Annotated in this window: 16 protein-coding genes and 1 tRNA gene; 11 read left to right on the top strand and 6 right to left on the bottom strand. The window is 73.2% G+C overall.

Translation table 11 applies throughout. From position 1 onward, the window contains the following. The gene (locus tag EV376_RS30375) at positions 1-1341 is read right to left on the bottom strand and encodes a pentapeptide repeat-containing protein (RefSeq protein WP_165438126.1); all 1341 of its coding nucleotides are present in this window, start codon (positions 1339-1341) and stop codon (positions 1-3) included. 240 nt (positions 1342-1581) lie between these two features. On the opposite strand from EV376_RS30375, the gene EV376_RS26880 reads away from it, so the two are divergent. From EV376_RS26880 to EV376_RS26855, 6 genes are all read left to right on the top strand, one after another. Next, the gene (locus EV376_RS26880) at positions 1582-2421 is read left to right on the top strand and encodes an alpha/beta fold hydrolase (RefSeq protein WP_130327743.1); all 840 of its coding nucleotides are present in this window, start codon (positions 1582-1584) and stop codon (positions 2419-2421) included. A 208-nt stretch (positions 2422-2629) separates the two neighbouring features. After that, entirely contained in the window at positions 2630-2995 is a 366-nt protein-coding gene (locus EV376_RS26875) for a YciI family protein (protein WP_130327741.1), read from the top strand. A gap of 229 nt (positions 2996-3224) precedes the next feature. Beyond that, positions 3225-4673: a pyruvate kinase gene (gene pyk / locus EV376_RS26870; protein WP_130327739.1), complete on the top strand. Its 1449-nt coding sequence runs from the start codon at positions 3225-3227 to the stop codon at positions 4671-4673. Beyond that, complete coding sequence (locus EV376_RS26865) at positions 4670-5554, top strand: acyl-CoA thioesterase (protein ID WP_130327737.1); 885 nt, start codon at positions 4670-4672, stop codon at positions 5552-5554. Before pyk ends, EV376_RS26865 begins: the two co-directional genes overlap by 4 nt. Positions 5555-5639: 85 nt before the next feature. Beyond that, a complete protein-coding gene (locus EV376_RS26860) occupies positions 5640-6110 on the top strand; it encodes an RrF2 family transcriptional regulator (protein ID WP_130327735.1) in 471 nt (156 codons plus the stop codon). A 120-nt stretch (positions 6111-6230) separates the two neighbouring features. Next, positions 6231-7259 carry a sulfite exporter TauE/SafE family protein gene (locus EV376_RS26855; protein ID WP_130327733.1) on the top strand — a complete coding sequence of 343 codons (1029 nt, stop codon included), beginning with the start codon at positions 6231-6233 and terminating at the stop codon, positions 7257-7259. 197 nt (positions 7260-7456) lie between these two features. On the opposite strand, the gene EV376_RS26850 is transcribed toward EV376_RS26855, so the two are convergent. Continuing rightward, positions 7457-8890: a pyridoxal-dependent decarboxylase gene (locus tag EV376_RS26850; RefSeq protein WP_486482817.1), complete on the bottom strand. Its 1434-nt coding sequence runs from the start codon at positions 8888-8890 to the stop codon at positions 7457-7459. Positions 8891-9096: 206 nt separating this feature from the next. On the opposite strand from EV376_RS26850, the gene EV376_RS26845 reads away from it, so the two are divergent. Continuing rightward, positions 9097-11349 carry a rhamnogalacturonan lyase family protein gene (locus EV376_RS26845; RefSeq protein WP_130327731.1) on the top strand — a complete coding sequence of 751 codons (2253 nt, stop codon included), beginning with the start codon at positions 9097-9099 and terminating at the stop codon, positions 11347-11349. A gap of 163 nt (positions 11350-11512) precedes the next feature. On the opposite strand, the gene EV376_RS26840 is transcribed toward EV376_RS26845, so the two are convergent. Together EV376_RS26840 and EV376_RS26835 are read right to left on the bottom strand one after the other, a co-directional pair. Continuing rightward, positions 11513-12523 (bottom strand): LLM class flavin-dependent oxidoreductase, encoded by a 1011-nt coding sequence (locus EV376_RS26840; RefSeq protein WP_486482816.1) that lies wholly within the window; start codon positions 12521-12523, stop codon positions 11513-11515. A 46-nt stretch (positions 12524-12569) separates the two neighbouring features. Continuing rightward, entirely contained in the window at positions 12570-13049 is a 480-nt protein-coding gene (locus EV376_RS26835; protein ID WP_130327728.1) for an Lrp/AsnC family transcriptional regulator, read from the bottom strand. Between the two features lie 83 nt (positions 13050-13132). On the opposite strand from EV376_RS26835, the gene EV376_RS26830 reads away from it, so the two are divergent. Then, positions 13133-14311 carry a PLP-dependent transferase gene (locus tag EV376_RS26830; protein ID WP_130327726.1) on the top strand — a complete coding sequence of 393 codons (1179 nt, stop codon included), beginning with the start codon at positions 13133-13135 and terminating at the stop codon, positions 14309-14311. A 21-nt stretch (positions 14312-14332) separates the two neighbouring features. Here the strand turns inward: EV376_RS26830 and EV376_RS26825 are convergent, their stop codons facing one another. Further along, on the bottom strand, positions 14333-15067 hold the full coding sequence (locus EV376_RS26825) for a transcriptional regulator (protein WP_165438125.1): 735 nt from the start codon (positions 15065-15067) through the stop codon (positions 14333-14335). A gap of 47 nt (positions 15068-15114) precedes the next feature. After that, positions 15115-15198, bottom strand: a tRNA-Leu gene (locus EV376_RS26820). Positions 15199-15292: 94 nt separating this feature from the next. Here EV376_RS26820 and EV376_RS26815 point away from each other — a divergent pair. The 3 genes from EV376_RS26815 to EV376_RS26805 all read left to right on the top strand — a co-directional run bounded on the left by EV376_RS26815 (position 15293) and on the right by EV376_RS26805 (position 18618). Further along, positions 15293-15913: a response regulator gene (locus tag EV376_RS26815; RefSeq protein WP_130327722.1), complete on the top strand. Its 621-nt coding sequence runs from the start codon at positions 15293-15295 to the stop codon at positions 15911-15913. Between the two features lie 74 nt (positions 15914-15987). Next, on the top strand, positions 15988-17166 hold the full coding sequence (locus EV376_RS26810; RefSeq protein ID WP_486482939.1) for a hypothetical protein: 1179 nt from the start codon (positions 15988-15990) through the stop codon (positions 17164-17166). A 303-nt stretch (positions 17167-17469) separates the two neighbouring features. Continuing rightward, positions 17470-18618: a branched-chain amino acid ABC transporter substrate-binding protein gene (locus tag EV376_RS26805; RefSeq protein ID WP_130327718.1), complete on the top strand. Its 1149-nt coding sequence runs from the start codon at positions 17470-17472 to the stop codon at positions 18616-18618. Positions 18619-18665: the final 47 nt, after the last annotated feature.

Raw genomic sequence — 18665 nt, 5'->3', positions numbered from 1 at the left:
TCACGGGTCGGTCAGCAGCAGCCAGTCGTCGTCGGCCCGGCTGATCTGCGTCTTCTCCGGCCAGGCGTGCGCGTGCGCCGCGCCCGCGCGGGCCTGGTCGAAGTTGGGCCGCCGGGCGAACGTCGCCGCGTCGAACCGGACCGGGCCGCCGAAGCGGGCCCGGCCGAAGCTGGCCTTGCTCTCGAAGCGGGCCTGCTCGAACCACGTCTCGCCGGTGAACTCCGTGAACCGGAACAGCGCCAGGTCGGCGAAGCGGGCCTGGCGGAAGCCCGCGTAGCCGCCGAACACGGCGTGCTCCATCGAGAGCCCGCCGCGGAAGACCGCCTCCCGGAACGTGGCGCTCCCGGCGAACCGGGCAGCGTCGAACGTCGCCGACCGGTGGAACGTCGTACCCCGGAACGTCACCTGGCCGAAGCTGGCGCGCCGGCCGGACAGCGGGCCGCCGAGGTCGGCGCGGTCGAAGCTGGCCCGCTCGACGCTCGCCCCGTCGAGCGTGATCTCCGCGTCGCCGGTGACCTCGTCGAGGACCAGCTCCTCGAACGTCGCCGCGAGCGCCAGCCGGCCGTGCACCTGCGCCCCGGTGAAGCGGGTGGTGCCGGTGCAGACGGCGCCGGTCAGATCCGCGTCGGTCAGCGTGCACCCGCCGGCGTCGAAGCCGTCCAGGCGGGCGCCGGTCAGGTCCAGCCCGACCCCGGGCCAGAACCGGTCGTCGCCCGCGCGCAGGTGCCGGGTCAGCAGCCGCTGCGCGGTGCGGCGTACCTCCGTCTCGCGCGCGTCGTCGGCCGGCGGCATCCGAAGGTACGCGCAGAGCACGGCCACGATGGTCGGGCGCTGCCCCGGGTTGTCCTGACCGAGGCGCTCCAGCGCGTACAGCCCGCCGAGCCGGACGGCGGCGTTGTCGCTGCCCAGCAGCTCGACCGCCCGCGTGTACAGCTCGGTGAGCCGGCGCTCGGCGGCGTCGTGTTCGGCGGTCGCGGCCTGCCGGTCCTGATGGTGCTGCGCGGCCTCGGCGATGGTCTCGGCGTGGGCCTGGACGCGTTCGTTGTGCGCCTGGTCGGCGGCGGCGACGGCCTCCTGGTGGCGCTGCGCGCGTTCGTTGATCCACTGCCGGCGGGCGGCGAGCAGCAGGGCCAGGCCGCCGCCGGTGCCGGCGACGACGGTCAGGCCGGTGCGGATCGCGTCGACGCGCAGGGTGGCCCGGGTGTCCGGCTGGGTGGCGCGGTCGGCCTCGCCGAGCAGCCAGGCCAGCACCCACCACCCGAGGGCGATGGCGAGCAGCAGCCCGACCAGCGCCAGCCACCAGGGCATCACCCGCAGCCGCTCGTCCCGAGGTGAGGTCACGGCCCACAGCATGCCATCGGGGTACGACCGGGCGGGGGGCCGCGCCGGGAGCATTGCGGCGCAACGGGTTCCGACTCTCCTCAGTGGAAGTTGCGGCATCCGGATTGCCGGAATGCGCCTCTGCTGGAACAACGGGTTACCGCAGGGTAACTGACCATTGACGTTCCTGAATTGTTAGCCGCATCATCGTTCGCACCGGTCGATCGGACATGCACCCACCACCGCAACGGAGGTGCAGCCATGCTGCTCCGAAAGACCGCCGTCGTGCTCGCCGTCGCCTTCGCCGCCACGCTCCTCACCCCGAGCGTCGGCGCCGCGGCGGCACCCGCCCACACCGCCACCGCACCCGCCACCGCCGGCACCGCATCCGCCGGCACCTTGGCCGGGGACCCGGCGAGGGCCGACCGGGCCACCCTCGCCGCCGCCAACCCAGTGATCATCATCGGCGGCCTGAGCGGCTTCGCCGCCGTCTACGAGCCGCTCGCCGCGCGACTGCGCGCCGACGGCTTCCGTCCCTTCATCTACGAACTGCCGGGGCTCGGCTTCGGCGACATCCCCACCTCGGCCCGCGCCCTCGCCGGCTACGTCGACCGGGTCCGCGCCCGCACCGGCGCGGCGAAGGTGGACCTCGTCGGGCACTCCCAGGGCGGCCTGGCGGCCCGCTACTACCTCAAGCGGCTCGGCGGCACCGGAGCCGTCGGCCGGTACGTGAGCCTCGGCACCCCGCAGTACGGGACGTACGTGGCGAACATCCTCGCCTTCCTCGGGCTCGGCAACTGCGCCGGCGTCGTCTCCTGCCAGCAGATGAGCATCGGCTCGGCGTTCCTCGCCGATCTCAACGCCGGCGACGACACCCCCGGCGCCGTCCGGTACGCCACCGTCCGTACCTGGCAGGACGAACTGGTCCGGCCGGTCGGCAACGCGGCCCTCGCGGACGGGGCGACCAACGTGCTGATCCAGTCGTGGTGCCCGCTGCGCCTGGTCGGGCACCTCGGGCTGGCGCTGGACGGCACCACCTACACGGTGATCCGGCAGGCGCTGCGTGACGCGGCGATCCGGCCGAACTGCTTCGCGCTGTAGGCGCGGGCACCCGGCGGGGCGGTCGGCGCGCCGGCCGCCCCGCCGGTGCACCGGCCGCTCCGGCATCGCGCCGGCGCCCCGGATCCGCCCGGCCGCCGCCGCGGCGTTGCCGACGAAGTTGGCCGTGCCGGGCGCCGGCTCGTGGGACGCTGTGCCGGTGCCGGTCGGCGCCGACCCGCCACCGGGCGACCGGCGGGAGGAGAGCGCCATGACGGGGACGCCGGAGGTCGACTTCGCGCTCGACACGTACGAGTGCATCGTGCTCTACCCCGGTGCGTCCGGCCGGGCGCTGCCGGCGGAGACCGTGCAGCGGCTCCAGGCCGAGCACCTCGCCCACATGCGGGCCCTGCAGCGGCGGGGCATCATCCTGGTCGCCGGGGCGGTCGACGGGCCGGCCCGGGAGCCGGACCCGCCGCTCGGGTTCGGCCTGGCGCGCACCGGTTCGGTCGACGACGTCCGCAGCGTGATGGAGGCCGACCCGGCCGTGCAGGCCGGTCTCTACAAGGTCGACGTGATGAGCTTCTACTGCCCGGCGGGCTCGCTGGAGTTCCCGCTCGCCAAGACCCAGAGTTGAGCGCTGGTCCAGCGACCTTCGTCGACCGTGCGGATACCGTTCACGTGGGCCTTCCGGCACGCCCGGCGGCGGACGGTACGATTCCGGGCGCGCGGTCGCCGATGCCCGCCCCCAACGACGTCCCCGGCAGGTGTCACCGCCGGTCGCGCAGCCGCGCGTCGTCGGAGAACCATGTTCGCAGTGCGACAGGGGTCGGCCCGTGTTCCGGCCCGGAGGAGAGACTAGCCTGATGGGCGTGACACGCCGCGCGAAGATCGTCTGCACACTTGGCCCTGCCACGTCCTCGCCCGAACGCATCCGGGGGCTCGTCGAGGCCGGGATGAACGTGGCGAGGCTCAACTTCAGCCACGGCAGCCACGAGGACCACGAGGCCGTCTACCGGCTGGTGCGGGAGGCGGCCGCCGCGGCCGGGCGGCCCGTCGCGGTGCTGGCCGACCTGCAGGGGCCCAAGATCCGGCTGGGCCGGTTCGCCGACGGCCCGCACGAGTGGCGCACCGGCGACTCGGTCGTGATCACCAGCGACGACATTCTCGGCACCCGCGACCGCGTCTCCTGCACCTACCGCAAGCTGCCGCAGGAGGTGAAGCCCGGCGACCGGCTGCTGATCGACGACGGTCGGGTGGCGGTCGAGGTCACCGACGTCACCGGCAACGACATCCGCTGCCTGGTCACCGAGGGCGGGCCGGTCTCCAACAACAAGGGCGTGTCGCTGCCCAACGTGGCCGTCAGCGTCCCCGCGCTGTCCGAGAAGGACGCGGCGGACCTGCGCTTCGCCCTCGGCCTCGGCGTCGACCTGGTGGCGCTCTCCTTCGTCCGCTCCGCCGACGACATCAAGCTGGTGCACGCCATCATGGCCGAGGAGGGCGTGCACCGGCCGGTGCTGGCCAAGGTCGAGAAGCCCGAGGCGGTGGACCACCTCGAGGCGATCGTGCTGGCGTTCGACGGCGTGATGGTGGCCCGCGGTGACCTGGGCGTCGAGCTGCCGCTGGACCAGGTGCCCCTGGTGCAGAAGCGCGCGGTGCAGCTGTGCCGGGAGAACGCCAAGCCGGTCATCGTCGCCACCCAGATGCTCGACTCGATGATCGACAATTCCCGCCCGACCCGCGCCGAGGCCTCCGACGTCGCCAACGCCGTGCTCGACGGCGCCGACGCGGTGATGCTCTCCGGCGAGACCAGCGTCGGGAAGTACCCGGTGCTCACGGTCAGCACCATGGCCAAGATCGTCACGACCACCGAGTCCGGCTCGATCGGAGTGCCCCGGCTCCAGCACGATCCGCGTACGCACGGCGGCGCGCTCACCATCGCCGCCTCCTCGATCGCCCGGGCCATCAGCGCCAAGGCGCTGGTCGCGTTCTCGCAGACCGGCGACACCGTCCGGCGGCTGTCCCGGCTGCACTGCGACCTGCCGCTGCTCGCGTTCACCCCGGTTCCGGAGGTGCGTAACCAACTCGCCCTCTCCTGGGGGGTGGATACCTTCCTGATGCCCTTCGTCGAGCACACCGACGACATGTTCCGGCAGGTCGACGAGGCGCTGCTCGGCCTGGGCCGGGCCAACCCCGGCGAGTACGTCGTGATCGTCGCGGGCAGCCCGCCCGGCACGCCGGGCTCGACCAACACGCTGCGTGTCCACCAGCTCGGGTCGCTGGTCGACGCCGCGTCCGCGAGGGCGCTCCAGTGAGCGGGCCGGGCGTCGCGGTCGGCCAGGCCGCCGTCGATCAGCTGCTGGAGGTCCTCGACCTCACCTCGACCGGCGAGATGACCTTCCGTGGGATGAGCCCGCAGGTCGGGCCGCAGCGGGTGTACGGGGGACAGGTCGCCGGCCAGGCCCTGGTCGCCGCCGGCCGCACGGTCGACCCGGAGCGCTTCGTGCACTCGCTGCACGGCTACTTCGTGCGCCCCGGCGACCCGGCCGAGCCGATCGAGTACCAGGTGGAGAACGTCCGCGACGGCCGCTCCTTCTCGGTACGCCGCTCGGTGGCGCTCCAGCACGACCAACCGATCTTCTTCATGTCCGCGTCCTTCCATCGCATGGAGGAGGGGCTGGACCACCACGCGCCGGCTCCGCCGGCCGTTCCCGGCCCGGACGAGGTGCCGACGATGAGCGACCGGCTCGCCCGGTACCCGGAGCGGCTGGGCATCTGGTCGCAGGTCCCGCGCCCCATCGACGTGCGCTACGTCGGCGAGCCCGGCTGGGTCCGCCCGGGCGACCGCCCGGCCGACGTGCACCAGCGGGTGTGGATGCGCCTCGACGGCAAGCTCCCCGACGATCCGCTGCTGCACGCGTGCGCCCTGACGTACGCCTCCGACCTCACCCTGTTGGACTCGGTGCTCTCGGTGCACGGCGAGGTGTGGGGCCCCGGCGGCGTGGTGGGGGCGAGCCTCGACCACGCCCTGTGGTTCCACCGGCCGTTCCGCGCCGACGAGTGGTTCCTCTACGACTGCTGGAGCCCGTCGGCGTCAGGGGCCCGCGGGCTGGCGACCGGCCGCATGTTCACCCGGGACGGTCGGTACATCGCCAGCGCCGTCCAGGAGGGCCTGCTGCGCCGCGTCGGCGGCTGACGCCTACCGGCGGTGGTCGCGGGTTGCCTGATCGGCCGAGGGGTGATCAGCCGGCCGGGGCGGCCGGCCGGATAACCTTTCCGGCATGCGCCTCTCCGCCCGGGTCGACTACGCCCTCCGCGCGGTCGCCGAGCTCGCCTCGGTGACCGGCGGAGCCACCGCCGGGCGGGGACGGCCGGTGACCGCGGACCAGATCGCCCGCGCCCAGGACATCCCGCCGAAGTTCCTGGAGAGCATCCTGCTGCAGCTGCGCCGGGGCGGTGTCGTGCACGCCCAGCGCGGTCCGGAGGGCGGGTACTGGCTGGCCCGGCCGGCGGAGGAGATCTCCCTGGCCGAGGTGATCCGGGTGATCGACGGGCCGCTGGCGCACGTCCGCGGGCAGCGGCCGGAGGAACTCGGCTACCACGGCGCGGCCCGGGCGTTGCAGGACGTCTGGATCGCCCTGCGGGCCAGCGAGCGGCAGATCCTCGAGCTGGTGACGATCGCCGACGTGGCCGGCGGCACGCTCCCGCCGCGCGTCACCGAACTGGCCGCCGACCCGCGCGCCTGGACCTGATTCCCCCGTCCCGCCGGACCGGGCCCACGTCCCACTGACCGAACAGAGGGTTGACCGGGCGCCGCCCGTCCCGCATTGTCGACCAAGCCGATAGGAGATACCCAAAAACTGGGAGGTGCGGTGCGCAAGCTGCTCGTCCTCGCGCTCGTCGGGCTCGCCGCGCAGCTCGTCGACGGCGCCCTCGGCATGGCGTACGGGCTCACCTCCTCGACACTGCTGCTGCTCGTCGGCGTCGCGCCGGCCGCCGCCTCGGCGTCGGTGCACCTCGCCGAGATGGGCACCACGCTCGCCGCCGGAGTGGCGCACTGGCGGTTCGGCAACGTCGACTGGCGGGTGGTCGGGCGCATCGCCGTGCCCGGCGCGCTCGGGGCGTTCGCCGGGGCGACGTTCCTGTCGGCCATCTCCACCGAGGCCGCCGCGCCCTGGATGGCGGGCATCCTGTTCACGCTCGGGGCGTACCTGTTGGTGCGCTTCTCCCGGCCGCTGCGCGCCGAGCGGCGCGCCGGCCGGCTGCGGGGGCGTTTCCTCGGTCCGCTCGGCCTGGTCGCCGGCTTCGTCGACGCCACCGGCGGCGGGGGCTGGGGCCCGGTCGCCACGCCCGCCCTGCTGGTCAGCGGCCGGATGGAGCCCCGCAAGGTGATCGGCTCGGTCGACACCGCCGAGTTCCTCGTCGCCGGCGCGGCCAGCGTCGGGTTCCTCATCGGCCTCGGCTCGGAGGGGTTCCTGCTGCCGATGGTGGCGGCGCTGCTGGTGGGGGGCCTCATCGCCGCGCCGGTGGCCGCCTGGCTGGTGCGCATCGTCCCCGCCCAGTTGCTCGGCGCGGCGATCGGCGGCGTGATCGTGCTGACCAACGCGCGCACGCTGATGCGCGCCACCGACGTCGGCGGCGCTGCCCGGCCCGCCCTGTACGCGCTGCTGGCCGCCGCCTGGGTCACCGCGCTCGCGTTCGCCGTCCGGGCGCTGCTGCGCGCCCGCCGCGCCCGGTCCGTCGCCGCCCTCGCGGCCGACCCGCGCCCCGCCGACCCGCGCCCCGCCGACCCGCGCCCCGCCGACCCGCTCGCTGCGGCCGGCGGCGGCCCGTACGTCGCCGACCCGCTCGCTCCGGCTGCCGACGCCGCACCCGAGCCGGCAGCCGCGCCCGGCCGCTAGCCCACCCGCCGTTGGCGGTCTTCACGGCGGGTTGTGGCCGGCAGGCAATGTCGCGAGAGAGCGATATTCCTGTGCGTCATGAATATGCCTCTCCGGCATATCGCTGGTTCCGGAAACATGCTCCCGCCGGCCCGCCGGCCCGCCGGCCCGCCGGCCCGCCGGCCCGCCGGCCCGCCGGCCCGCCGGCGAGGTGCGGGTCACCGGGGAAGGAGAGCGCCCGCCGCCTCGGCCAGCAGCCGCCACGCCTCGTCGACGTGGGCCTCGGTGGTCTGCGGTGAGCCCACCGCGAGCCGCAGCGTGTACCGTCCCGCCACCCGGGTGTGCGTCAGGTGCACCCGACCGGAGGCGTTCACCCGGGCCAGCAGCTGCTCGTTGACCGGGTCCTCGGCCCGCAGCCGGAAGCAGACCAGCGAGTACGGGTACGGCGCCGCCAGTTCGAAGCGCCCGTCGGCGCGGACCCGCTCGGCGAAGCGCGCCGCGAGCGCCACCCCGGACCGGATGTGGGCGCGCAGCCCTTCCGCCCCGTACCAGCGCAGCACGAACCACAGCTTCAGCGCCCGGAACCGGCGCCCGAGCGGCACCTGCCAGTCCCGGTAGTCGATGACGGCGCCGGACTCGGTGGCGGCGTTGCGCAGGTATTCCGGCAGCACGCTGAGCGCCTCGATCAGTTCGCTGCGGTCGGCCACCCAGAACGCGTCGCAGTCGAACCCGGTGAGCAGCCACTTGTGCGGGTCGAAGCAGTACGAGTCGGCGTACTCCAGGCCGGTGTGCCCGAAGCGCAGTTCGGGGCAGACCGCGGCGGCGCCCGCGTAGGCGGCGTCCACGTGCAGGAAGGTCCCGTACTCGGCGCAGATCGCGCCGATCTCGGGCAGCGGGTCGATCGCGGTCGTCGACGTGGTCCCGACGGTGGCCACCACGAGCGCGGGCACGATCCCGGCCGCGCGGTCCGCCTCGATCGCCGCGCGCAGCGCCGCCGGGGACATCCGGAGGGTGTCCGGGTCGGCCTCGACCACCCGGACCCCGTCGTCGCCCAGCCCGGCGATCCGCGCGGCCTTCTCGATCGAGGAGTGGCCCTGGGTGGACGCGTACACGCGGTAGCGGCGGTCGATCCCGACCTCCCGCCACCGGCCGCCCCCGGCCCGGTGCAGCGCGACCAGGGTCGCGACGAGGGTCGCGGAGGAGGCCGAGTCCTGGATGACGCCGCCGCCGGCGCCGTCGCTGCGGAACCGCTTCGGCAGGTCCAGCAGGTCGGCGAGCCAGTCGAGCATCGCCGTCTCCAGCTCGGTGCAGGCCGGGCCGGTGGCCCAGAGCATCCCCTGCACGCCGAGCCCGGCGCTGACCAGGTCGCCCAGCACGCTCGGGCCGGAGGTGTTGGCGGGGAAGTAGCCGAAGAAGCCGGGGTGCTGCCAGTGCGTGAGATGCGGCGTCACCAGCGCGTCCAGGTCGGCGAGGACCGCCTCGACCGGCTCGCCCCGCTCCGGCGGGCCGGCCGGCAGCGCGGCGGACACCGCGCCGGGCGGGGCCGGCGAGGTGATCGGTCGCTCCGGCAGGGTGCTCCAGTAGTCGGCGAGCCAGTCCACCACCGCGTGCCCGGCCTGGCGGAACTCCTCCGGGGTCATGTGCGCAGCCACCCCGCGAGTGGATCAAGGATGCCGGGGTCGGGGCAAGGGAATCTGGCCGATTGTGCTGAGAAAGCGCTTGCCCTAGCATCACTGCTGCGCGGAGCAACGCTCACCGACGTCGATGCGTCGGCCCTCTGCCGCCAGCGCGGTCCCCGCCGGCCCCGGGCAGGCCGGACGGTTCCCGGGCCGCACCCACCTCCACCGGAGGACGCCCCATGCCCCGCGCCACCCGCCGCGTCGCCCTGCTCGCCGCGGCCACCGCGACCATCCTCACCGCCGGAGCGCTCACCGCCCTGACCGCCTCGGCCGCCGCCGCCGGCTGCCGGGTCGACTACCGGGTCACCAACCAGTGGCCCGGCGGCTTCGGCGCCGACGTCACCGTGACCAACCTCGGCGACCCGGTCAACGGCTGGACGCTGACCTGGACCTGGGCCGCCGGTCAACAGGTCACCCAGCTCTGGAACGGCGTCGTCATCCAGACCGGCGCCCAGGTCACCGTGCGCAACGTCGACTACAACGGCGCGATCGCCACCAACGCGAGCGTCGGGTTCGGCTTCACCGGCTCCTGGTCCGGCAGCAACCCCGACCCCACCACGTTCGCCCTCAACGGCACCACCTGCACCGGCGCGCCCGCCACCACCGCGCCGCCACCCACGACCGCGCCGCCACCCACCACGCCACCGCCGACCACGCCACCGCCGACCACCCCGCCACCGGCCGGCCGGACACAGCTGGAGGACCTCGACCGCGGCCTGGTCAGCGTCCGCTCCGGCACCGGCAACCTGGTGTCCTGGCGCCTGCTCGGCACCGAGACCAGCGGCGTCGCCTTCAACCTCTACCGCGGCGGCACCCGGGTCAACGCGACCCCGATCACCGGCGCCACCACCTGGCTGGACAGCGGCGCCGCCGCCGGCGCGTCGTACACCGTCCGAGCCGTCGTCAACGGCGCCGAACAGGCCGCCTCGGCCCCGGCACTCCAGTTCCCGGCGGGCTACCTCGACGTCCCCCTGCAGATCCCGCCCGGCGGCACCACCCCCACCGGCGAGACCTACAGCTACTCCGCCAACGACGCCAGCGTCGGCGACCTCGACGGCGACGGCGACTACGAGTTCGTCCTCAAGTGGGAGCCGTCGAACGCCAAGGACAACTCCCAGTCCGGCCACACCGGAAACGTCTACGTCGACGCGTACACCCTCACCGGCACCCGGCTGTGGCGCGTCGACCTCGGCCGCAACATCCGCGCCGGCGCCCACTACACCCAGTTCCAGGTGTACGACTACGACGGTGACGGCGACGCCGAGGTGGCCATGAAGACCGCCGACGGCACCCGCTCCGGCACCGGCCAGGTCATCGGCAACGCCTCGGCCGACCACCGCAACTCCAGCGGCTACGTCCTCGCCGGCCCCGAGTTCCTCACCATGTTCGACGGCCGCACCGGCGCCGCCCTGTCCACCGTCAACTACGACCCGCCACGCGGCACCGTCTCCTCCTGGGGAGACAACTACGGCAACCGGGTCGACCGGTTCCTCGCCGCCACCGCCTACCTCGACGGCCGGCGCCCCTCCCTGATCATGGCCCGCGGCTACTACACCCGCGCGGTCATCGCCGCCTGGGACTTCCGCGACGGCACCCTGCGCAAGCGATGGACCTTCGACTCCAACGCCGCCGGCAACAGCGCCGCCCACGGGCAGGGCAACCACAACCTCTCCGTCGCCGACGTCGACAACGACGGCCGCCAGGAGATCGTGTACGGCGCGGCCACCATCGACGACGACGGCCGCCTGCTGCACTCCACCGGACTCGGCCACGGCGACGCCATGCACGTCGGCGACCTCGACCCGAACCGCGCCGGCCTGGAGGTCTTCAAGGTCAACGAGGACGGCAGCAAGCCCAGCTCCTACTTCGCCGACGCCCGCACCGGCCAGGTCATCTGGTCCACCCCGGCCTCCGGCGACAACGGCCGCGGCGTCTCCGCCGACATCTGGGCCGGCAGCCCCGGCGCCGAGTCCTGGTCGTCAGCCGTCAGCGGCCTCGCCAACACCCGCGGCCAGAACGTCGGCCGCAAGCCCTCCTCGGCGAACTTCCTCATCTGGTGGGACGGCGACCCCGTCCGCGAACTGCTCGACGCCACCCACATCGACAAGTACGGCACCGGCGGCGACACCCGCCTGCTCACCGGCAGCGACGTCGCCGCCAACAACGGCACCAAGGCCACCCCGGCGCTCTCCGCCGACCTGTTCGGCGACTGGCGCGAGGAGGTCGTCTGGCGCACCAGCGACAGCCGCGCCCTGCGCGTCTACAGCACCCCGACGATCACCGACGTCCGCCTGCACACCCTCATGCACGACCCGCAGTACCGCGTGGCCATCGCCTGGCAGAACACCGCCTACAACCAGCCCCCGCACCCGAGCTTCTTCCTCGGGGCCGGCATGAGCACACCGCCCGCGCCGGACATCCACCTGCGCTGAGCGTGAGGCACCGGGCCGGAGCCGAGGAATCCACCAGCTCCGGCCCGGTGCGCCACACCGTGGCGCTCCCGACCCGTCCCGACCGGGAACGCCCTACCACCACCGGAACCAAAGCTACGGGCGGCAGGCGTCCCGGGGGTGACGTCGGCGTAAAGATCGTGTTTCAGGGCCTCCGGTGCAGGCCACCGGCGACCCGCTCGGCGATCAGCTGGTACGAGCGCACCCGGTCCGCCACGTCGTACACCAGCGTGGTGAGCATCAGCTCGTCCGCCCCGGTGCGCGCCACCAGGTCACCGAGCTGCCGGGCGACCGTCTCCGGCGACCCCGTCGCCTGCCCCTCCCGGCGCTGCTCGACGAACTCCCGCTCCAGCTCCGTGTACGGGTAAGCGGCCGCCTCCTCCGGCGTGGCCAGCGGCTCCGGACGGCCCGCCCGCAACCGCAGGAACGACAACGCCGCCGGCCCGGCCAGCCACTCCGCCCGCTCGTCGGTCTCCGCGCACACCGCGTTGACCGCCACCATCGCGTACGGCCGCTCCAGCCACCGCGACGGCCGGAAACTCTGCCGGTACAGCGCCAACGCCGGCAGCGTGTTCTGCGCACTGAAGTGGTGCGCGAACGAGAACGGCAGACCCAGCAGCCCGGCCAGCTGCGCGCTGAACCCGCTCGACCCGAGCAGCCAGACCTCCGGCCGCAGACCCCGGCCCGGAGTGGCCGTGATCGGCCCCGGCTCCTCCCCGGTGAAGTAGTTCATCAGGTCCGCCAGCTCCCGGGGGAACCCCTCCGCCGACAGCCCCTCCATCGTCCGGCGCAGCGCCAGCGCCGTCACCTGGTCCGTGCCCGGCGCCCGCCCGATACCCAGATCGATCCGCCCGGGATGCAGCGCCTCCAGCGTGCCGAACTGCTCGGCCACCACCAGCGGCGCGTGGTTGGGCAGCATCACCCCGCCCGAGCCCAACCGGATCGTGGCCGTGTGCGCCGCCAGGTGCGCCAACAGCACCGCCGGCGCCGACGACGCGATCGCCGGCATGTTGTGGTGCTCGGCCACCCAGAACCGGTGGTACCCCAGTTCCTCGGTGCGCCGCGCCAACTCGGTCGTGTGCCGCAGGGCCTCCCCGGCGTTCGCGCCACGAGCCACCGGAGCAAGATCAAGAACGGAGAGCGGTACGTCGATCACAACCCTGCCCAACCCCGCGACGTGCCCCGTTGTTCCGGAACGTGCGCTAACCCACGCCCCGCGCCTGCTCGAAGATCAACGCGGTCTGGGTGTGCTGCACCGCGGGATCCACCGCCAGATGATCGAGCACGAAGTCGCGCAGCGCGTCCGCCGACGCCGCCCGCACGTGCAGCACGTAATCCTCCGCGCCCGCCACGTGGAACACCGCCACCACCCCCGGCAGCCGCACCGACCGCGCCCGGAACGCGTCCACCACCGCCCGGTCGTGCGCCGACAACCGCACCGACACCAACGCCTGCAGCGGCAGCCCCACCGCCGCCGGATCCACCTCGGCGTGAAACCCGCGGATCGCCCCGCACTCCCGCAGCGCCCTCGTCCGCGCCAGACAGGTCGAGGGCGCCACCCCCACCCGCTCGGCCAGGGCATTGTTCGGCAGCCGGCCGTCCGCGGCCAACTCCGCCAGGATCGCGCGATCGGTGTCGTCCAGGCTCACGTACGGCCGCACATCATTCGGTGCAACGGGCATGCCGCCAACCTTTCCCGAATCCGACTCACCCTTCAAGAGGCAATACCGAATCATCTTCGGAACTGTTGCCCAACACCTCCCGTATGTTCGATCCTTCCGCCATGACGACCGTGGACACCCGAGCCGTGCACGCCGGCCGCGACGACCTCGCCGCCCTCGGCGTCCACGCCGCCCCCATCGACCTCTCCACCACCAACCCGCTGCCCTCCGTCGAGACCGGCGGCGACGCGTACGAGACCCTCGCCACCGGCGGCACCCTCCCGCCCGACGGCGGCGCCGTCTACCAGCGGCTCTGGAACCCCACCGTCGCCCGCTTCGAGACCGCCCTCGCCGACCTCGAGGACACCACCGACGCCGTCGCCTTCGGCAGCGGCATGGCCGCCCTCACCGCCGCCCTGCTCGCCGCCACCCGCGACGGAAAACGCCACCTCGTCGCCATCCGCCCCCTCTACGGCGGCACCGACCACGTCCTCGCCACCGGCCTGCTCGGCACCGAGGTCACCTGGGCCCGACCCGACGAGGTCGCCGCCGCCGTCCGCCCCGACACCGCCCTCGTCCTCGTCGAGACCCCCGCCAACCCCACCCTCGACCTCGTCGACATCGCCGCCCTCGCCCGCGCCGCCGGCCCCGCGCCGCTGCTCGTCGACAACACCGTCGCCACCCCCGTGCTCCAGCAGCCCGCCCGGCAGGGCGCCGCCCTCGTCCTGCACAGCGCCACCAAGAGCATCGGCGGCCACGGCGACGTCCTCGCCGGCGTCATCGCCTGCGACGCCGACTGGGCCACCCGACTCCGCCAGATCCGCGCCCTCACCGGCGCCATCCTGCACCCGCTCGGGGCGTACCTCGCCCACCGCGGCCTGCAGACCCTCCCACTGCGGGTCCGCGCCCAGCAGGCCGGCGCCGAGAAGATCGCCGCCTGGCTCGCCGACCACCCGGCCGTGGAGCGCGTCCACCACCCGTCGCTGCACGACCCCGCCGGCCTCGTCGGCCGCCAGATGTCCGGGCCGGGCAGCCTCCTCGCCTTCGAGGTACGCGGCGGCGCGCCCGCCGCGGCCGCCGTCGCCGGTGCCTGCCGGCTGATCACCCACGCCGTCTCGCTCGGCGGGGTGGACACGCTGATCCAGCACCCGGCGTCGCTCACCCACCGGCCGGTGCAGGGGGAGGCCAAGCCGGTCGCCGGGCTGCTGCGGCTGTCGGTCGGCCTGGAGGACCCGGAGGACCTGCGCGCCGACCTGGAACAGGCGCTCTCGGCGGTCGGCTGACGGAGCGTCTACCGCGCATCCTCAAGACTTGGGACCGACGTGGCTGTCGAGCGCGGCGACCGCCTCCCGCCGCGCGACAGAGAGCGACCACGGCAGGTTCATTCGCCAGGCGATGCCGAGCAGGTCGAGCGCCCACTGGCAGAGGCCCATGATGTCGGTTGACCGGTTGGAGAACATGTAGCGGGGGTAGTCGTACTCCTTGCCGCGGACCTTGACCCGATTGGTGAACCGCGTGCCGTCGGAGTGGAAGAGGCCACGGAGGAAGTGCCCGGCGTGCACTGCGACGATCTCTCGCTGCCAGTTGGCGAGAACGATGGGCCGCTCGTGCTTCTTGCCCGGACCATGCTGCGGAAACATGCACGGCCAGTGCTTTCCGGTGCTCTGCACCGCCACGCAACCCTGCTTCTGGACGTGCTGGACCTTGTTGGCGAGGACCGCACGCATCGCCGCGTCGCAGGCCTCGATGAGGTTGGGCCAGGCGTTGGCGCAGTAGATCCGGAGGACGGGTGTGCGGTCAGTCGTCACCAGGTGCCCGTCGCCGAGATACAGGCCGAATAGATACGCGTAGGCCGCGGGGTCGGTCAGATTGGCGACATCCGGCGCGCACCGGAAGCAGCGCGTCGCCGTGCCGAAGATCGCGGGCTCGGGCCGGTCGACGCACCAGTGCCAGACCGTCGAGTACGGCAGGGAGAGGGCGCGAGCTACCGCGTGAATGTTCAGACCACGGGTGCGCAGGGCACGGGCGCGGGAGCGCATCTCGGGTGGGTGCACACGCGCATCTTCGAACAGGCGTATGACAAAAGTGCCGGGAGCGGGACTCGAACCCGCACGCCCTTTCGGGCAAATGCTTTTGAGGCATTCATGTCTGCCGATTCCATCATCCCGGCCTCACCCTGGTGAGGGTGTGGCTCACTGTACCTGACTAGGCTCATGCGAGAGCATGGGTGGTAGCCGTGCCGGGAACGATCGTGGGAGTGGCTCGTGGCCGAGACGCAGACGGATGCCGAGCGCAGGCGGGTACTGATCGCCGAGGACGAGGCGCTCATCCGGCTGGACCTCGCCGAGATGCTCGCCGAGGAGGGCTACGCGGTCGTCGGGGAGGCCGGTGACGGCGAGACGGCCGTCCGGCTCGCCGAGGAGCTGAAGCCCGACCTGGTCATCCTCGACATCAAGATGCCGATCATGGACGGGCTGGCCGCCGCCGAGCGGATCGCCGGGGCCCGGATCGCCCCGGTGATCATCCTGACCGCGTTCAGCCAGCGCGACCTGGTGGAGCGGGCGCGGGCGGCGGGCGCGATGGCGTACCTGGTGAAGCCCTTCCAGAAGAGCGACCTGGTCCCGGCGGTGGAGATCGCGCTGTCGCGCTACTCCGAGATCGCCGCGCTCGAGTCGGAGGTCGCCGGGCTGACCGACCGGCTCGAGGTGCGCAAGACGGTCGAGCGCGCCAAGGGCGCGCTGATGACGACGTACGGGATGACGGAGCCGCAGGCGTTCAAGTGGATCCAGCGCACGGCGATGGACCACCGGATGACCATGAAGGAGGTCGCCGAGCGGATCCTTCAGGAGACCGCCGGCGGTGAGGTGACGCGTCCGGCCACCTGAGCACGAGCCGGGCCACCGGTGCCGTTGTGGCCCTCGCGTTCCGCGTCCTGATCGATAGGATCACATGCGTGCGGATGCGGCGGTGGACGACGGTGCTCGCGGCCGTCGTGGTGCTGTTCGCGGCGGGCTGCGAGCAGGGGACCACCGTGGACGGTGACCCGGAGCCCGAGCCGCTGCGTCCGGCGTGGTCGTCGGTGACCCTGCCGGCGCCGCCCGGTTCGCCGGGTCGGGTGCTGCTGCGCGACGCGGTCGCGTGCCGGGGCGAGTGGTTCGCGGTCGGCGGGGTGGCCGATCCGTCCGGGGCGACCCGCCCGGCCGCCTGGTCCAGCGGGGACGGGCTGTCCTGGTCGTCGGTGCCGGTGGTCGCGGATTCCTACTACGGCCGGCAGGCCGTGTTGTTCGCGGTCGGCTGCCGGGACGGGGTGGCCGCCGTGGTCGGTGGCAAGGTCGGCGGCGCGCACGGCAACCCGCGGGTGAGCACCTGGCGGCAGCGTCCGGACGGGACGCTGGTGGAGGTGCAGGCGGCGTCGTTCGAGACGTACGGCGGGCCGAAGGCGGTGAACGTGTCCCGGCTGGCCGGGGGCTCGGCGGGTTGGCTGATCGTGGGTAACCGGTCCAGTGGTGCGGCGGCGTGGGTGTCGCCGGACGCGGCGGAGTTCGAGATCGTCGAGGGGGCTCCGGAGCTGGCGACCGACTCGCGGGGCGTGACCTGGGCGTTCGATGCGGCGGCGGCCGGGCGGGCGGGGTGGGTGGCGGTGGGTGGGCTGCTGGCGCCGGGCCGGATCGACCGGGACCCGGCGGTGTGGACGTCCGGTGACGGGCGGTCCTGGCGGCGCACGGTGCTGCCGGCCACGACCGAGTACGAGGAGTTGCAGCGGGTCGCCTTCGCCGGTGGCGGTCCGGTGGCGGTCGGGCTGCGGGGCCGGTCGTTCGGCGCCTGGCGGCAGGATTCGAAGGAGTGGGTGGCGGCCGGCGGGTTCGGCGTGCCGGGTGCTTCGGGGGTGCCGACGGTGGCGGGTCTCGCCGCCACGGGTGGGGGGCTTCTGGCGGCGGTGTCGGACGGGGCGGGGCACGCGTTGTGGTGCTCCGGGGATCGGGGTGGGTCGTGGCGGGAGGTGGCGTTGCCGGTCGCGGTGCCGACGGGGGTCGATCAGGACGTCACGGTGGTCGGGGTGGGTGACCGTTGGTGGGTGGCGACGGATGACGGCGGGGGTGGGCGTCTGTGGTGGGCTCCGGCTGAGTTGAGCTGCTGAGCGTGGAGTGTGCCGGAGTTCGGGATCCGAGCGGGGGTGGGCGTCTCACTTTCCGGACGGCAATCGTCTAAGGACCGGTCAGGGGATTGACCTGTTACGGGTTCGGGGTCAATCACGCACGTCTTCGTAACGGTTTCGCAGACCCCGCGTCTGGGCCTTCCTAGCGGGTGTGAGTGTCGGTACGCTCCGCCATCACGAGCCGTAACGCAGGGGGCGTCCCTGCCGGTGGTGGTGGTCGCGGACTGGTCTGTCGGCACCCCTCGCAGTCAGGCGCCGACCTGCTTCTGGAGGAGGTCAGAAGCCGTGAGGCGTAGCTATTCAAGGGCGCTGGGTACTGCCGCGCTCGCCGCGGTGCTGGTCGCCGCCGCGGGGTGCCAGGACACTGGCGGTGACGGTGACACCGCGTCGGGCGACTGCGGCGGCAAGATCGCTATCTTCGGCGCGTTCAGCGGTGACAACGCGGGTCTGGTGCTGCCGTCGCTGAACGGCGCGAAGCTGGCTATCAAGCAGCACAACGACGCGAACGCGGACTGCAAGATCACCCTGCAGGAGTTCGACACGCAGGGTGACCCGGCCCAGGCGACCCCGGTCGCCAACCAGGTCGCGGGTGACACCTCGTTCCTGGGCGTCATCGGTGGTCACTTCTCCGGTGAGACCGACGCGACGATGCCGGTGTACGAGGCCGCGGGCATGGCGATGGTCGCCCCGTCGGCGACCCGGACCGACCTGACCCAGAAGGGCAACAAGTCGTTCTTCCGGGTGGTCGGCAACGACGCCACCCAGGGGGTCGCGGTGGCGACGTTCATGAAGGCGCAGAACGCCCAGAAGGTGTTCCTCATCGACGACGGCAGCGCGTACGGCGCGGGCATCACCGCCGAGCTGACCAAGAACCTGGGCCCGGCGCTCGCCGGCAGCGACAAGATCCAGGAGCGGCAGTCGCAGTTCGACGCCACCATCTCGAAGATCAAGGCGGCGGGTGCCGACTACGTCTTCTACGGCGGCTACACCCGTGAGGCGTCTCCGCTGGTCCGCCAGATGCGCGCCGCCGGCGTGCAGGCGAAGTTCGTCGGCCCGGACGGTCTGTACGACCCGGCGTTCCCGCAGGGCGCCTCGGGTGGCGCCGAGGGCGCCATCATCACCTGCCCGTGCCTCCCGGCGGACAAGGCCGGCGGCACCTTCTCGGCCGACTACCAGAAGGAGTTCGGCCAGGCGCCGGGTTCCTACGGTGCTGAGGGCTTCGACGCCGCGCAGATCTTCGTGGACGCCTTCAAGGACGGCAAGAAGACCCGCGGCGAGATCCTGGAGTACGTGCGGTCGTACGACAAGCAGGGCGTGTCGAAGTACATCAAGTTCGCTGACAACGGCGACGTCGACCCGACCAAGGTCGTCATCTGGTCGTACCAGATCAAGGGCACGACGTTCGAGCCGATGCAGGAGCTCAAGCTCAGCTGACCCGCATTGGGAGTGCGGCCGGGGTGTTCGCCCCGGCCGCACTCGAT

It is taken from the genome of Micromonospora sp. CNZ295, from assembly GCF_004217535.1.
Note: the sequence above shows the minus strand (reverse complement) of the source record. Positions and strands in the feature narration are given on the sequence as shown.

Coding starts and splice junctions, on each gene's coding strand:
- EV376_RS26880 (WP_130327743.1), top strand. CDS start 1,582: ATGCTGCTCCGAAAGACCGCCGTCGTGCTCGCCGTCGCCTTCGCCGCC.
- EV376_RS26875 (WP_130327741.1), top strand. CDS start 2,630: ATGACGGGGACGCCGGAGGTCGACTTCGCGCTCGACACGTACGAGTGC.
- pyk (WP_130327739.1), top strand. CDS start 3,225: ATGGGCGTGACACGCCGCGCGAAGATCGTCTGCACACTTGGCCCTGCC.
- EV376_RS26860 (WP_130327735.1), top strand. CDS start 5,640: ATGCGCCTCTCCGCCCGGGTCGACTACGCCCTCCGCGCGGTCGCCGAG.
- EV376_RS26845 (WP_130327731.1), top strand. CDS start 9,097: ATGCCCCGCGCCACCCGCCGCGTCGCCCTGCTCGCCGCGGCCACCGCG.
- EV376_RS26835 (WP_130327728.1), bottom strand. CDS start 13,049: ATGCCCGTTGCACCGAATGATGTGCGGCCGTACGTGAGCCTGGACGAC.
- EV376_RS26830 (WP_130327726.1), top strand. CDS start 13,133: ATGTTCGATCCTTCCGCCATGACGACCGTGGACACCCGAGCCGTGCAC.
- EV376_RS26825 (WP_165438125.1), bottom strand. CDS start 15,067: ATGCGCTCCCGCGCCCGTGCCCTGCGCACCCGTGGTCTGAACATTCAC.
- EV376_RS26810 (WP_486482939.1), top strand. CDS start 15,988: ATGCGGCGGTGGACGACGGTGCTCGCGGCCGTCGTGGTGCTGTTCGCG.